Origin of the sequence: Marinomonas foliarum (genome assembly GCF_016906065.1) — a bacterium.
Lineage (GTDB): Bacteria > Pseudomonadota > Gammaproteobacteria > Pseudomonadales > Marinomonadaceae > Marinomonas > Marinomonas foliarum.
Genome location: NZ_CP070273.1, coordinates 1,985,430 through 2,000,199 on the forward strand (window position 1 = coordinate 1,985,430; position 14,770 = coordinate 2,000,199).

At 44.7% G+C, this 14,770-nt stretch carries 14 protein-coding genes; 9 read left to right on the forward strand and 5 right to left on the reverse strand.

The annotated features are described in order from the left end of the window. Positions 1–67: 67 nt before the first annotated feature. From acuR to JSY38_RS09225, 6 genes are all read left to right on the forward strand, one after another. Positions 68–730, forward strand: coding sequence for an acrylate utilization transcriptional regulator AcuR (acuR, locus tag JSY38_RS09200; protein ID WP_205116585.1), 663 nt, complete (start codon positions 68–70; stop codon positions 728–730). Between the two features lie 74 nt (positions 731–804). Beyond that, entirely contained in the window at positions 805–1,791 is a 987-nt protein-coding gene (gene acuI, locus JSY38_RS09205; RefSeq protein ID WP_205116587.1) for an acrylyl-CoA reductase (NADPH), read from the forward strand. Positions 1,792–1,979: 188 nt separating this feature from the next. Then, the gene (locus JSY38_RS09210) at positions 1,980–3,050 is read left to right on the forward strand and encodes a sensor histidine kinase (protein ID WP_205116589.1); all 1,071 of its coding nucleotides are present in this window, start codon (positions 1,980–1,982) and stop codon (positions 3,048–3,050) included. Next, positions 3,047–3,736, forward strand: coding sequence for a response regulator (locus JSY38_RS09215; protein WP_205116596.1), 690 nt, complete (start codon positions 3,047–3,049; stop codon positions 3,734–3,736). The genes JSY38_RS09210 and JSY38_RS09215 overlap by 4 nt, the downstream gene beginning before the upstream one ends. A gap of 44 nt (positions 3,737–3,780) precedes the next feature. Further along, the gene (locus JSY38_RS09220) at positions 3,781–4,434 is read left to right on the forward strand and encodes a potassium channel family protein (RefSeq protein WP_205116598.1); all 654 of its coding nucleotides are present in this window, start codon (positions 3,781–3,783) and stop codon (positions 4,432–4,434) included. A 1-nt stretch (position 4,435) separates the two neighbouring features. After that, positions 4,436–5,803, forward strand: coding sequence for a TrkH family potassium uptake protein (locus JSY38_RS09225; protein WP_205116599.1), 1,368 nt, complete (start codon positions 4,436–4,438; stop codon positions 5,801–5,803). 73 nt (positions 5,804–5,876) lie between these two features. On the opposite strand, the gene JSY38_RS09230 is transcribed toward JSY38_RS09225, so the two are convergent. Beyond that, the gene (locus JSY38_RS09230; RefSeq protein ID WP_205116601.1) at positions 5,877–6,611 is read right to left on the reverse strand and encodes an SDR family oxidoreductase; all 735 of its coding nucleotides are present in this window, start codon (positions 6,609–6,611) and stop codon (positions 5,877–5,879) included. Positions 6,612–6,751: 140 nt separating this feature from the next. On the opposite strand from JSY38_RS09230, the gene JSY38_RS09235 reads away from it, so the two are divergent. Continuing rightward, positions 6,752–7,684 carry an AraC family transcriptional regulator gene (locus JSY38_RS09235; RefSeq protein WP_239544484.1) on the forward strand — a complete coding sequence of 311 codons (933 nt, stop codon included), beginning with the start codon at positions 6,752–6,754 and terminating at the stop codon, positions 7,682–7,684. Positions 7,685–7,692: 8 nt separating this feature from the next. Here JSY38_RS09235 and mnmE read toward each other — a convergent pair whose 3' ends face one another. The 4 genes from mnmE to rpmH form a co-directional block, all read right to left on the reverse strand. Continuing rightward, entirely contained in the window at positions 7,693–9,072 is a 1,380-nt protein-coding gene (mnmE, locus tag JSY38_RS09240) for a tRNA uridine-5-carboxymethylaminomethyl(34) synthesis GTPase MnmE (RefSeq protein WP_205116605.1), read from the reverse strand. A 137-nt stretch (positions 9,073–9,209) separates the two neighbouring features. Then, on the reverse strand, positions 9,210–10,865 hold the full coding sequence (gene yidC, locus JSY38_RS09245) for a membrane protein insertase YidC (RefSeq protein WP_114410487.1): 1,656 nt from the start codon (positions 10,863–10,865) through the stop codon (positions 9,210–9,212). Positions 10,866–10,959: 94 nt separating this feature from the next. Continuing rightward, on the reverse strand, positions 10,960–11,358 hold the full coding sequence (gene rnpA, locus JSY38_RS09250) for a ribonuclease P protein component (protein WP_114410488.1): 399 nt from the start codon (positions 11,356–11,358) through the stop codon (positions 10,960–10,962). Between the two features lie 8 nt (positions 11,359–11,366). After that, positions 11,367–11,501, reverse strand: coding sequence for a 50S ribosomal protein L34 (rpmH, locus tag JSY38_RS09255; protein ID WP_084035504.1), 135 nt, complete (start codon positions 11,499–11,501; stop codon positions 11,367–11,369). Positions 11,502–12,014: 513 nt separating this feature from the next. Here rpmH and dnaA point away from each other — a divergent pair. Both dnaA and dnaN read left to right on the forward strand, forming a co-directional pair. Next, positions 12,015–13,565: a chromosomal replication initiator protein DnaA gene (gene dnaA / locus JSY38_RS09260; protein ID WP_114410489.1), complete on the forward strand. Its 1,551-nt coding sequence runs from the start codon at positions 12,015–12,017 to the stop codon at positions 13,563–13,565. 32 nt (positions 13,566–13,597) lie between these two features. Next, positions 13,598–14,695, forward strand: coding sequence for a DNA polymerase III subunit beta (gene dnaN, locus JSY38_RS09265; protein ID WP_114410490.1), 1,098 nt, complete (start codon positions 13,598–13,600; stop codon positions 14,693–14,695). Positions 14,696–14,770: the final 75 nt, after the last annotated feature.

Consider the following 14,770-nt stretch of genomic DNA (forward strand, 5'->3'; position numbering starts at 1 on the left):
TACTTGAATTAAATAGACGAGTGGTCTAAATTAATGGACAACCATTTTATTGCTTAGGTATTAGACATTGCACTCGGAATCCAATCCAGCCACTAACCTCCCTATTAAGCCTCGTCGAGGGCGGCCAAAAAAAACGTCAGTAGACGCTTTAGATACACGCGACGCTTTATTACGCGCTGGAATGCAAATATTGACGGAATCTGGCTTTATTCGCAGCGGCATTGATCCGATTTTAAAATCGATCGGAGTGCCAAAAGGGTCTTTCTATCATTATTTTCCGAGTAAAGAAGCCTTTGGTTTGGCTGTTTTAGCGCGTTATCGTCGTTATTTTGAAGCAAAATTAGATGGTTTCTTATTGGACGAGTCATTTTCTCCCCTAGAACGATTACAGCGCTTTGCCCAAGATGCCCAAGACGGCATTGTCCGGCACGAATTTAAACGTGGTTGTTTAGTGGGTAACTTAGAACAAGAATCCAGTCTGCTTTCTGAGACGTTTCGAGAGCAACTGCAAGCAACCTATCAAAGCTGGCAAATAAGAGTGGCGACCTGTTTATTAGAAAGTCAAAAACAAGGTGAAATTGATCTTACAGTCAATATTAACGATATTTCTCAAGCATTCTGGATTGGCTGGGAAGGTGCTGTTCATCGGGCGAGATTAGTCAAAAGCACACAACCACTAAGCTTGTTCATGGCGTTTTTTATCCAAGCAATTCAAATTAAAACAGACTAATAACAATAGCCAAGTGAAGCCACTTGGCTTTTTATAAGCTAAAAATAGACGATCGGTCTAAAATTGGAGGACTTATGTTTAAAGGTTTATTGATCACGCAAGAAGACAAAAAAAGTACAGCATCCGTTGTGGAGCTAAAGGAAGATCAGCTACCTGAAGGTGATGTGTTGGTTGAAGTTCACTACAGCACCTTAAATTACAAAGATGGTTTAGCCATCACTGGTAAGTCTCCCGTTGTGCGCTCTTTTCCTATGGTGCCTGGAATAGATCTAGTCGGTAAAGTGCTACAAAGTGATTCTGAACGCTTCACTGTTGGTGATTTTGTTGTATTGAATGGTTTTGGTGTGGGTGAAGTGCACTGGGGTGGGTTGGCTCAAAAAGCACGACTCAAAAGCGAGTGGCTCATTCCTCTTCCAAAAGGTATAGATGCTAAGCACTCTATGGCAATAGGTACAGCGGGTTATACGGCGATGTTGTCGGTACTTGCTCTTGAAAAACAAGGTGTTACGGCGGATTCTGGCGAAATTCTAGTGACAGGCGCCAACGGTGGCGTTGGCAGTTTTGCGATTCGCCTACTGAACCGTCTTGGCTATCACGTTGTTGCTTCTACAGGACGAATGGGAGAAAGCGACTACTTGAAAAGCCTTGGTGCGAGCGACATCATCGACCGGAATACACTGTCTGAGCAGGGCAAGCCGTTGCAAAAAGAGCGTTGGGCTGGCGTCATCGACTGTGTTGGCAGTCACACTTTAGTTAATGCCTGTGCCACTACCAAATACGGCGGTGTGGTGACTTGTTGTGGCTTAGCACAAGGCATGGACTTCCCTGCTTCTGTAGCACCTTTCATCTTACGAGGCATCAAGCTTATTGGTATAGACAGTGTCATGCGCCCATTACAAGACCGCATTGAAGCATGGCAACGTTTGAGCGAACTGCTACAGCCAGAAGATTTTGACAGCATGAGCGAAGAAATTGGCTTGGAAGATGTGGTAGAAACGGCTAATAAGCTACTTGGTGGCAAGGTACGTGGTCGTGTATTGGTAAATGTTAAGGCTTCATAACTATATTTCTGCTTCATTGACGGATACTAGATAATATTACCTAAACTATCCAATCAGGTGATTTGATTGGATAGTTGATCTTATAGCGAATGAAAACGTTACGGTTTTTTTACGCGCCAATACCTCCGCCCTTTGCTACAGTCTTGCTTGTGCCCTTCCTTACTTAAAAGGCGTTGACAAGCGACACTATGAAAATGAAAACACCAACTATCCCTTCTTATTATTTAGCTGTGCTTGCTGTGAGCTCGGCTTTGCTGATCAGCTATGGATTGGATATTTGGCTTGGGTCAAATATTGCGGTGTTGTTGATCTTGCAACTGGCTGTGGTGGTGGTCGCTTTATCCTGTCGTTCCCGTTGGGTCTATGGCGTGGCTGTACTTGAAGCCTTATGTTTTAACTTCCTGTTTACCGTTCCGCGTTATTCGTTTGAGATGTTTAATGGCGATGACATGGTGAATTTGCTGGTGTTTCTGCTAGTGGCGGTGATCACCAGTAAGCTGGCTGAGTTATATCAATATCAGCAAAACCAATTAAAACAAGAGCAACTTCGTAACAGTATTTTATTGTCGGTTTCTCATGATTTGCGCACACCGCTGTCGACCATTATTGGTACCTTGAGCACACTAAAAGAATACATGGAGAAACTTTCGGAGCAGGAAAAGCAAGAGCTATTAGACAGCGCTACCATCGAAAGTCATCGTCTTCATCAATACATTGAAAATCTGCTACAAGCGACAAAACTGCACCATGGTGTTGTGGTTCCACGAATGTCTGAGCAATCTGCTGTTGCCATTATTCATCTTGTTATGGATCGTTTTAGTGAGCAAAAATCTCGTTTAATTCTGCAGTTAGACGATAAGCTGCCGCTGGTTTTAGTGAGTACTTCGCTTATTCAGCAGGCCGTTTTTAATGTTATCGATAATGCTTTGCGATATTCACCAATAGATAAAACTGTCACTATTTCGATAAAGACATTAGACACAGATAATAAGCATCCTCAGGTAGTTATTGAGGTACGAGATCAAGGGGTTGGCATTAGTTCAGCCCAGTCTGAGACTGTCTTTGAGTTGTTTTATTCTGTCGACTCTTTCAAGCGAAATGACAGCGGCACAGGCTTAGGTTTGGCGGTATCAAAAGGCATTATTGCGGCTCACCATGGTTCTATTCAATCTGTTCCCGTCGAGCAAGGCTGCTTGATTCGTATCTGCTTGCCTGCGTGCGCTGAGCCGTCGATTAACGAAAAAGGTAGTGCATCATGACCTCTTATAAAATCTTGGTGGTCGATGACGAGCCTCAAATCCACACCTTCATTCGTATTTCATTAGCCGCAGAAGGTTTTGAGTATCTTGGTGCGGAATCCATTGCAGCTGCAAAACGCGTAATTGAACAAGATTCACCGCATTTGTTGATCTTGGATTTAGGCTTGCCTGACGGCGATGGCATGGATTTGGTTAACTTTGTGCGTTCCACCAGCAACACGCCTATTTTGATTCTGACAGCTCGAGATGAAGAAGATGAAAAGATTCGGCTGCTTGAAGCGGGCGCAAATGATTACCTAAGCAAACCCTTCGGCATTCGCGAATTGATTGTTCGAGTGAAAGTCTTATTACGGGATTTAGTGAATACCCACTTACCTGCTGACCTCTTAGAAACAAACGATATTAAGCTGGAAATCAGTACTAACCAAGCGTGGTTTCAAGGCGAGCCTCTAGCGTTAACCAAGAAGGAATTCGCCTTTTTACGCATGCTGATGACCACGCCAGACAAACTGGTGATGCAAGAAGAATTATTGGCCAAAATTTGGGGCGTGACGCATACCCGAGACTCACACTATTTACGGATTTTAGTCAGTCAGCTGCGAAAAAAGCTCAAAGATAATGCTAATGATCAGCGAGTGATTAAAACGGAACCGGGTTTGGGTTATCGATTGTTATCCGATCGTTAACTCAGCAAAAGGCTCTTAAAAGGCATAAATAAAAGGGAATCAATATGGCGCATTTTACGGTGATTGGTTTAGGGCGTTTTGGCATTGCAGCAAGCATGGAGTTGATTTATTTGGGCCATACGGTAACGGGTGTGGACCGAGATTCGAAAATTGCGGAAAAGTATGTCGATGATTTCACCCAAGTGATGATTTGTGACTCCACCGACGAAAACGCGTTAAAAGAGCTCGACCTAATTAACAGCGACGCTGTGCTGGTGGCCATTGGTGAGGACATGGAATCCAGCCTGTTGTGCATCTTGGCGCTGAAAAAGATTGGTGTGAAAGAAATCTGGGTCAAAGCCAGTAGCCGCGCCCATCATACTATTGTCTCTAAACTTGGCGTGTCACGAATTATTCATCCTGAAGAAGAAATGGGTGTGCGTGTTGCACAGGCACTGAATTACCCAATGGTGAACGATTATTTGTCTATTGGGCATGGTTTATACGTGGTGGAGATTCATATCAAACCACAGCTAAACGGACGTCCTCTTGGGGATGTTTTAGACCCAACAAAAGGCAAAGTCGATGCTGTGATGATTAAACGTGAGCAAGAGACGTTTTTGCACTTAGATAAAGCCTTTGTTCTAAAAGAGAAAGACATCTTGTTGCTGTGTGGCCCTCGCAGTGAACTAAAACATATCGCGCCAAGGTTGGCTTAAGATGGTGAATTGGGACCCAGCGGTTGCCGCCATAGAGCGACATCCAAAAGCGGCGAAAAAAATCATGGCGGCACCACCTTTGATTTTATGTGGTGGTTTTTTATTACTGATTATCATCGGTACCTTGTTGCTTAAATTACCGATTGCCACCACACAACCGATTTCTTGGTTACACAGTGTCTTTACTGCCACGTCTGCAGTTACAGTGACAGGTTTAGTTGTCGAAGACACAGGCACTGCTTTTACTTCGTTTGGGCAAGTCGTGATTGCGCTTTTGATCCAATGCGGCGGTCACGGCTTAATGACCTTCGCTATTGTCACTCTCGTCGCGCTGGGCGGTCGTATTGGTTTTTTACAGCGCACGGTAGCCATAGAAGCATTTAATCAAACAGACGCCTCTAGCATCGTCTCTACGGCCAAGTCGGTATTGCTGTTTTCTTTGATTGTCGAAGTCATAGGTATGCTAATTCTCGCGCTGCACTGGAGTGATACCTTAGGTTGGAAAACCAGTTTATTCCATGGTTTCTTCTACACCATTAGCGCTTTTAATAACGCCGGATTTGCGCTTTCCTCGGATAGTTTGATGCCCTACGTGGCCGATCCTATCGTGAATTTTACTATTAGCGGTTTGTTCATCATCGGTGGTTTGGGTTTTTCCGTATGGATTGATTTGATGAAAAATCGCCGCTGGGCGAGACTTTCGCCCTACAGCAAAATGATGATTACTGGCACCATTGTTATTAACCTTGTGGCCTTGCTTGCCATCTATTTTATTGAATACAGTAATCCGAATACTCTTGGTCCATTAAGTGAAACGGGCAAGTGGCTGGCGTCTTGGTTTCAAGCAGTGACACCGCGTACGGCTGGGTTTAATACTCTCGCTATTGAAGAACTAAGAGACGCGACGACATCACTGATGTTGGTGCTGATGTTCATTGGTGGTGGGTCCTTGAGTACCGCCAGCGGCATCAAGGTTGTGACTTTTATGTTGTTGGTCTTAGCAACCTACGCTTACCTGCGCCGTGATGACGAAGTCAACGTGTTTAAGCGCGAAATTCCTAAAGAAGTGATCAGCAAAGCGCTGGCCTTGAGTATGATTTCTATCGGTGTCACTTGGTTGGCTATATTCGTATTGTTGGTGAGTGAAAAAAACGCGCAAATGATCGATGTGGTGTTCGAAGCCGTGTCGGCATTGGGCACGGTTGGCCTTTCTCGTGGCTTGACCGGATCATTGAGTAACACTGGAGAAGGCATCATTATCTTCTTGATGTTCATCGGCCGCCTTGGGCCACTGACGCTCGCTTACTTCCTCGCCAGCCCAAGAAGCAAAAAAGTCCGCTATCCAAAAGTCAAAATGACCGTGGGTTAAAAGGCATTTACACGCTCTAAGTCCAATAACTTGGAGCGTGGAATACGCTATTTTTTCTATTTACGAAATTCTTTTAGCCCTCGAAACTTCCACCGTATTCTTTTGGAACGAGATCCGTCTCTTCATCGCCCGTCCCTATTAGATTGATGATCATTTGTGCGGACAATGATGGTGGTTGAGCAATCGATACGGCTCCTGCTTCTTGTTCTTTTGAGGCGCTTAGGCCGGATTTTACTGAGCCATAAAACTCGGTCGCTGTCATGAAGGGATGTATCAAGGATACGGTGATGCCAGCATCCGCTAGTTCAAGCCGGGCCACTTTTGAGATCATGTTAAGGGCTGACTTTGAACTCGTATAAGCCGCCGAACCTGGGTACGTTGCTAAGGTCGCGCCTGAACTCACATTGATGATGCATCCAGCGCTTTGTTTGCGCATCAGGGGGATGACCGCTTGCATCATAATTAGTGGTGCGATCGTGTTTAGATTGAGCAGTTGCCTAAAATCGTCAATGCCGATGTCTTCAATTGCGCCATATAGACCTTGTCCTGCATTGTTGATTAAGACATCGATTTGGCCATATTTCTTTTGTGCTATTTGGACTGCCTTTTGAGCCTCGGCAGAGTTAGTGACGTCGCAGGGTAAGGCTAGAACATCCTCTCCCAGCTCTCTTGCTAAATCGTCGAGCCGATCTTGGCGTCTTGCCAATAATACAGCTCGGCCCCCAGCTTGAACGACGGCACGTGCTGTCGCTTCACCAATACCGGATGACGCCCCTGTAATGAGCACGACTGAATTTTTAATTTGCATAGCGTATTTCCTATCTGAAAGACGTGAAGTGGTATTTATAACTGCGTGGTGAAACTGTCGCGTGTCTATTCCAATCTATAAAATGCACATTCCTGCTTAATTTATTGATGCGCCATGTAAGCCATGCTAGAAAGAGTGGTATGAATCATTCCCTTGAAAAACTAAAATCGCTTGTAGAAAAGCGTGCGACATCCTTGCTTACCCAAACTCAGATACCTCGTTTGGACATTCTCAAGGTTTGCCAACCGACCGAGCTTTTTCCTGAAATATATCAACCCCTGATTAGCCTAATCCTGCAAGGTAGCAAAAGAATTGTTATCGGAGATCAAGTCGTCGACTATCGTGCAGGGCAAAGTTTTATTACCTCGGTCGAACTGCCGGTGATTGCAGAAGTGGTCGAATCGAGCCCGGCCGCACCCTATTTGGCTTTGCGCTTATCTCTTGACCGAGCTTTAGTCACGGAGCTTTTGTGCGAGATGGATAGCCCTTTGAGCCTGTCAGAGACGAGAGGTTTTTGCATTGATCAAGTGAGTGAGGATCTTGCTGATGCATGGTTCAGGATGGTCCGCCTTAGCGATCATCCACAAGATATTGACTTAATTGCACCTCTGATCGAACGCGAGATCCTGTATCGAATGTTACGCGGCCCGCAAGGTGCAGTATTACGACAAATAGCCGGTATCGATGATCGTTTTTTCCAAATTAGGAATGCTATTACATGGATTCGCAAACACTATGCCACGGCATTTCGAGTGGAAGAACTTGCGACGACAGTGAATATGAGCCCGTCGGCTTTTCATCGACGCTTCAAGGCGACGGTTGGCTTGTCACCTCTTCAGTATCAAAAGCAGATTAGATTATATGAAGCTCGCAGAATGCTCTTCACTGAGCTGGGTGGTGTCACCGCTGTCGCTTTATTGGTTGGTTATGAGAGCCTGTCACAATTTAGCCGAGAGTATTCTCGGCTGTTTGGCGCGCCCCCTGCGCGCGACATCAGAACACTGCGCCAAGATGCACAAGGGGGACTACCAAGAGAGCTCTATGATCCTGACACCATCACGGGCGAGGTGTGACCATGGTTTTACTTACCAATACAAAACGAGCCGAAGATACGTCCTAGCAGGTCATCGCTGGTAAAAGCACCGGTTATTTCGCTTAATGCTTGCTGGGCTTCTTTTAAATCTTCTGCGAGTAACTCCCCTGCGCCGTAGCCGTGCAGTTGCTCGTAGCCTGCGTCTAAAAAGCGGTTGGCTTTGTTGAGGGCTTCTATGTGACGACGACGAGCGATAAAGCCTCCTTCAGTCGTGCTGTCGAAGCCCATAACGGCTTTTAGGTGTTCAGTTAAGTCGTTAACGCCCTCACCTGTTTTTGCCGATAGAGAGACCACAGAGACGCCTGAGATCATCTCTATGCCAGTACTTTCTTTGGTTAAGTCGACTTTGTTACGCACTAAAGTTAGATGTTTGGTATCACCAAGTTTTTCCATAAATTCTGGCCATATTTCGCTTGGGTCTTTTGAATCAATCGATTGGCTATCGACCATCATAAGAATGCGATCGGCTTTGCTGATTTCGTCCCATGCGCGCTGAATACCAATGCGCTCTACTTCGTCTGGACTGTCGCGTAAGCCTGCTGTATCGATAATGTGCAGCGGCATGCCATCTAGGTGAATATGTTCACGCAAAACATCACGAGTGGTGCCTTCGATGTTGGTGACAATGGCGGATTCTTTACCAGATAAGGCGTTCAATAAGCTAGATTTACCGGCATTGGGACGCCCTGCAATAACCACGCTCATGCCCTCACGAATCAAGGCGCCTTGATTCGCTTCTTTGAGGACTTCTATTAGCTTATTTTTAATGCCTGCCAGTTCCGCTGCGACTTTGCCGTCACCGATAAAGTCGATTTCTTCTTCTGGAAAATCAATCGCCGCTTCCACGTATATTCTTAGATGAATTAAAGCTTCGACCAGTTCATCAACGCGTTTTGAAAAAGCACCTTGTAAGGAACGTAGTGCGCATTTTGCGGCTTGTTCCGAGGTGCTGTCGATCAAATCGGCAATGGCTTCGGCTTGGGTTAAGTCCATCTTATCGTTCATAAAAGCGCGTTCGGAAAACTCGCCTGGACGAGCTAAACGTGCCCCAAGAGCAACACAATGGCTAAGCAGCATGTCCATAATGACCGGACCACCGTGACCTTGTAGTTCAAAGACGTCTTCGCCAGTAAAGGAGTTTGGTCCTGGGAAATATAAAGCGATGCCTTCATCAAGCTGTTCTTGATTCGTTGTTCTGAACGGTACGTAATGGGCATAACGTGGTTTAGGCTCAAAGCCCACGATTTGCTGAGCAATGGCAAGGCTTTTGGGGCCAGATAAACGAATGATCCCTACGCCACCTCGGCCAGGCGCAGTGGCTTGTGCGGCAATCGTGTCTTGGTCTGTGGCGTATTGGAAATCAGTCATAATCAAACTCTGTGCAATAAAAGTAATGTATCTAGGTTGGTGCCATTGTCCGTTAGCTGAGGGATCAAGGCAATCTAAACGTAAAAAAGGCCTCCCAATGGGAAGCCTTTTTAATCAAAACCTAAGCCTATTTAGTATCAGGCTTCTTTTTCGATGCGTTTTGTAATCACATATTGTTGCAATATGGATAAGGTGTTGTTCGTTACCCAGTATAGAACCAAACCAGCTGGGAACCACAAGAAGAAGATGGAGAATGCCACTGGCATGATCTTCATGATTCGAGCTTGCATTGGATCTGGAGGCGTAGGGTTAAGTGATTGTTGAACAAACATACTAATACCCATCAAGATTGGCAGGATAAAGAATGGGTCCATCACTGATAAATCGTGAATCCACAGGAAGAACGGCGCATGGCGCAATTCAACAGATTCCATCAATACCCAGTATAACGAAAGGAAAACCGGCATTTGTACTAAGATTGGCAAGCACCCACCCAGAGGGTTGATTTTTTCTTTCTTGTACAGCGCCATCATTTCTTGCGACATCTTCTGACGATCATCACCATACTGGTCTTTCAGTTTGGCAATTTCTGGGCCGAATTTACGCATTTTCGCCATAGAACGGTAGCTTGTTGCTGATAGCTTGAAAAAGACTGCTTTTACACAGACCACAACCAAGATAATCGCGATGCCCCAGTTAATAACGAATGACTGAATTAGAGTAAGCAACCAGAATAGTGGTTTAGCCAACCACCATAACCAGCCGTAATCGACGGTCAAATCTAGGTTTGTAGCGGTTTCTTCAAGGTGGTCTTGTAATTTTGGACCTACATAGAAAGTAGAGCTCAATGTACCTTGTTTGCCTGCTGCAATTTCTACTGGCGTACCAGTGAAACCAATGATGTTGAAGTCGCCATTAGTACGAGCTTGCAATGTCACTTTTTGACCTTGCTCTGGAACCCAAGCAGACACGAAATAGTGCTGAAGTACCGCAACCCAACCTTGAGTCGTGGTTGTTTTAACAGGCTCTTCTTTCATATCAGAGAAAGAGATCTTGTTGTATTTCGTCTGTTCGTCAGAAATCGCACCACCAAGGTAAGGCTGTAGGCCCATGCTCGTTGCTTGGCTTGGATCTGGCGTATTATCACGTTTGATCTGAGCAAATAGATTACCACGCCATGTATTAGATGAAGCGTTGTCTACTGTGATCAATTGACGAATACGGTATTTACCCTTCATAAAGCGGAAAGTTTTTGTATATTTCACGCCTTGAGCATCTGTGTAGTAAAGGTTCACATCAAGAGAATCTTCACCTTCCGCTAAGGAATAAGCGGTTTTTTCAGATTGGTAAACTGGACGACCTTCAGGAGAAGCGTCTGGACCATTTTGTCCAACTAGGCCACTTTGAGTCACATAAGTGCGCTCGCTGCCATCTTCTAAAATAACAAATGGATCAGGCTTGCCTAATTCTTTTTTATATTGAAGAAGAGCGGCTTCAACCAAATCACCACCGACTGGATTGATCGCAACACGAAGGGTATCGGTTGTGACTTGAATCAACTTCCCAGGTGCGATTTTTGTCACACTTTGTGGGATTTCGGCATTGGCTTCGGTTGTGCTTTGAATTGCCGACGGCAAATCATCGCTCATTTGAGAGTTTATCTCAGATTGAGATTGTGTGCTTTGAGCTACGCTTTGAGTGGACTGAGGACCATAATCTTGGCTCCACTGTAAAAACAGTAGGTAGCCACTGATAAAAAGCGCACCCCATAAAAAGTAACGTCTGAAATCCATGGTATTCAACTAATTTGTTTGGTTGGACAATAGGTTCACAGAACCCTTATAAAAATCACGCGCTATTAAACCAGCCTTTGGCAGTTTTTTCAGCCTATTTCTGTCTAGTTTGGTCGCGTTTTTTATTTTGAGCAGGTTTTTGAGCTTTTTTTGCCAATTGATCCCACGCTTTGTCGAGTCGTTTGTGCAAATCAGCATTTTCCAGCTCTTTGATACCTTGTCTTGCTAGGAAGACAATATCAAGACCTGAAAGTGGTATTTTGTGGTGACGAAAGGAATCACGCACCAAGCGTTTGATACGATTCCTGCCTACCGCGCGTTTATCCGTTTTTTTGGACACAATAAGACCCAGTCGAGCTTGGTCATCATCTCGTTTTCGTGCCAATAAAAGGAATTCGCCTGCGAAGACTTTGGAGGAGGTGTCGTTAAAGACAGATTGATAATCCCCGGCATTCAGAAGTCTGACATGCCGAGGAAAACAATAGTCGGTCATTAGCGTGCTTATGCGCTTAGAACCTTGCGTCCGCGAGCACGACGACGAGCGACGATTTGACGTCCGCTTTTAGTAGCCATACGAGCACGGAAACCGTGGTTGCGTTTGCGTTTTAGAACGCTAGGTTGGAAAGTTCTTTTCATCTTAATTCTCTCACTGAATGCAGTGTTTGAGTTTTGAGGGTTAGCGGTCGCCAAGCCTCTACATTTGATTGGTCAAATCAGGGCGCGGATTTTAGAGCCTTTCCTCAGTAAATTCAATGCTTCTAGGCGCAAAATTATTAAATAAATAGCTTCACAATTCATTAAGCACTTACACACAGACTTCTACCTTAGTGGTGGATAAAGAAAAAATCATTTTGATATCTTATCCACAGAAGGTTTTTTTAATTAGTTATTGTGTATAAAAATCAAAAAGATAAAAAATATCTTACTTGTGCAAAACATAAAAATAAACCAATGTTAATATGTGTATAACTATCTCCTTTATGCACACGAGAAATATTTTATCTACCGATGTGTATAACCTCTTGTGTTATTAACATTTTTGAATTTATAGAGTTGTGTGCCTTATTTTCCATTTATATGTGGATAACTTTTATTGTCCGATGTAAAATCCGCTTCTTGTCTGTCACTCAACCAGGGAGTACGTTTACAGTGTCTTTGGAGCATTGGAATCTTTGCCTGCAGCGTTTGCAGGGTGAGTTTTCCACATCTCAGTTCAACACTTGGATTCGTCCATTACAGGCTGAAATGATGCCTAATGGAGAATTGCGCCTGAGCGCACCAAACCGATTCGTGTTGGATTGGGTGAGTAACAAATATCAAACGCGCATAAAAGAGTTATTGTCTGAATTTGCGGGTGATGACCTTGCTCCTGCTTTAAAGCTGGAAGTTAAAGCTCAAAACTTCGCTCAAACGAATCAGATGTCGCCGCCACCGCCTCCAGTTTCAAGCGAACCGGTTATCAGCCCTTTAAATAATGAAGTCGCAAGAGAATCTGGTTATCGTCCTGGCTTTGGTTTAATGGATGAAGAAGATGGGCCGCCACATGCCGATCTCGAATTTGAAGCGCCATTAACTTTGTCTGGCACAGGGTTACGCGGTGAACTTGAACCTTATGAACAGGGGCAACTGCCGTTAACGGCGCCCAAACGTAAAGTACAAGTTGAAGGTGGTATTAACCACGGCGCGAACCTGAATAATTCTTTTACCTTTGATAACTTCATCGAGGGTAAATCGAACCAGCTGGCTCATGCCGCAGCCCTACAAGTTGCTGAAAATCCAGGCGGTGCTTATAACCCCCTCTTTATATACGGTGGGGTTGGATTAGGTAAAACTCACTTAATGCAAGCCGTCGGTACTGAGATGATGCGTCACAATCCGAATGCTAAGGTGGTTTACCTGCATTCCGAGCGTTTTGTTGCCGATATGGTAAAGGCTTTGCAGTTAAACGCGATTAACGACTTTAAACGTTATTATCGTTCTGTGGATGCCTTACTTATTGATGATATTCAATTTTTTGCCGGTAAAGACAGAACCCAAGAAGAGTTTTTCCACACTTTTAATGCCTTGTTAGAAGGCGGACAGCAGATGATTTTGACCTGTGACCGCTACCCTAAAGAAATTCAAGGTCTGGAAGATCGCCTGAAATCGCGTTTTGGCTGGGGTTTAACTGTCGCTATCGAGCCTCCAGAATTAGAAACTCGTGTGGCTATTTTGATGCGTAAAGCAGATGAAAGTGGCATCAAGTTATCTTACGATTCTGCTTTCTTTATTGCGCAGAAAATCCGCTCCAACGTGCGAGAGCTAGAAGGTGCACTAAAACGTGTTATCGCTAACTCGCATTTTACTGGGCGCGCTATTACGCCTGATTTTGTGCGTGAGTCGTTAAAAGACCTTTTGGCCTTGCAAGACAAGCTAGTTAACATTGATAATATCCAGCGAATTGTCGCGGAATATTATAAAATTAAGATCAGTGATCTGTTGTCCAAACGTCGTAGTCGTTCAGTGGCTCGTCCTCGTCAAGTGGCGATGTCATTAGCAAAAGAATTGACCAACCACAGTTTGCCAGAAATTGGTGATGCGTTTGGTGGACGAGATCATACGACTGCATTGCATGCGATTCGTAAGATCAAAGAGCTGCAAGACACCGATTCGGATATCCGTGAAGACTATAAACAATTGATGCGAATCCTGACCACCTGATGGTCTAAGACTTTGAGTTTACGAGGAAAATAATGAAATTTTCAGTCGTCCGCGAGACACTTCTTAAGCCACTTCAACTAGTGGCAGGCGTTGTAGAGCGCAAGCAAACTATGCCTGTCTTGGCCAATGTATTGGTGGAAGTGAAAGACCAAGTATTAACACTGACTGGCTCTGACTTAGAAGTTGAGTTAGTTGGACATGTGCCATTAGATGAGTGCGAAGAAGGCCGTATTACCGTGCCTGCTCGCAAGCTAATGGATATTTGCAAAAGCTTACCAGACAGCGCTGTGATTGAATTCACTTTGGACGATCAAAAAGCGGTCATTCGCTCAGGTCGTTCACGTTTTAGCTTGTCTACTTTGCCAGCCGATGAATTCCCGAATATCCAAGATATGCAAGGTGATTTGTCTGTGTCTATCGCACAAAACAGCGTACGTCGATTGATCGACCGTACTGGTTTTGCCATGGCGAACCAAGATGTGCGTTATTACCTTAACGGCATGCTGTTAGAAGTGGCTGATGGTCAATTACGTGTAGTAGCAACCGATGGACACCGTTTAGCAACGGCTGTTGAAGACGCCCAAGTAAGTGGCGATCTGACGCAAGTTATCGTACCTCGCAAAGGTGTACTGGAATTAAACCGCTTGCTTAACGATACCGATGAAGTGGTTGAGCTAACGATAGGCACAAACCATATTCGTGCCAAAGTCGCGGATTATGTGTTCACTTCTAAGCTAGTTGATGGCAAATTCCCTGATTATCATCGTGTTATTCCTCGTAACAACGAAAAAATAGTTATTGCAGATCGTTTGGAATTACGCCAAGTATTCCTACGTGCATCGATTCTTTCTAACGAGAAATACCGTGGCGTGCGTTTGATTCTTTCTAATGGCATGTTGCAAGTCTTTGCTAATAACCCAGAGCAAGAAGAAGCTGAAGAATCCGTATTGGTGCAATACCAAGGCGACAATATGGAAGTGGGCTTCAACGTGGGTTATTTATTAGACGTATTGGGTGTCGTAGACTCTCAGGAAGTACGTTTATCCTTAAACGACTCGAACAGCAGTGCCTTGATCGAAGAAGCTCAAAGTCACGCAGCACAATACGTTGTGATGCCGATGCGTCTATAATTATCTGCTAGATGAATAGACCTATCACCCTCCAAGCGTTTGAAAGAATCAAATGCTTGGAGGGCTGTCTTCCCT

Coding starts and splice junctions, on each gene's coding strand:
- rpmH (WP_084035504.1), bottom strand. CDS start 11,501: ATGAAAAGAACTTTCCAACCTAGCGTTCTAAAACGCAAACGCAACCAC.
- JSY38_RS09220 (WP_205116598.1), top strand. CDS start 3,781: ATGGCGCATTTTACGGTGATTGGTTTAGGGCGTTTTGGCATTGCAGCA.
- yidC (WP_114410487.1), bottom strand. CDS start 10,865: ATGGATTTCAGACGTTACTTTTTATGGGGTGCGCTTTTTATCAGTGGC.
- JSY38_RS09235 (WP_239544484.1), top strand. CDS start 6,752: ATGAATCATTCCCTTGAAAAACTAAAATCGCTTGTAGAAAAGCGTGCG.
- JSY38_RS09210 (WP_205116589.1), top strand. CDS start 1,980: ATGAAAATGAAAACACCAACTATCCCTTCTTATTATTTAGCTGTGCTT.
- dnaN (WP_114410490.1), top strand. CDS start 13,598: ATGAAATTTTCAGTCGTCCGCGAGACACTTCTTAAGCCACTTCAACTA.
- mnmE (WP_205116605.1), bottom strand. CDS start 9,072: ATGACTGATTTCCAATACGCCACAGACCAAGACACGATTGCCGCACAA.
- JSY38_RS09215 (WP_205116596.1), top strand. CDS start 3,047: ATGACCTCTTATAAAATCTTGGTGGTCGATGACGAGCCTCAAATCCAC.
- rnpA (WP_114410488.1), bottom strand. CDS start 11,358: ATGACCGACTATTGTTTTCCTCGGCATGTCAGACTTCTGAATGCCGGG.
- JSY38_RS09230 (WP_205116601.1), bottom strand. CDS start 6,611: ATGCAAATTAAAAATTCAGTCGTGCTCATTACAGGGGCGTCATCCGGT.
- acuI (WP_205116587.1), top strand. CDS start 805: ATGTTTAAAGGTTTATTGATCACGCAAGAAGACAAAAAAAGTACAGCA.
- JSY38_RS09225 (WP_205116599.1), top strand. CDS start 4,436: ATGGTGAATTGGGACCCAGCGGTTGCCGCCATAGAGCGACATCCAAAA.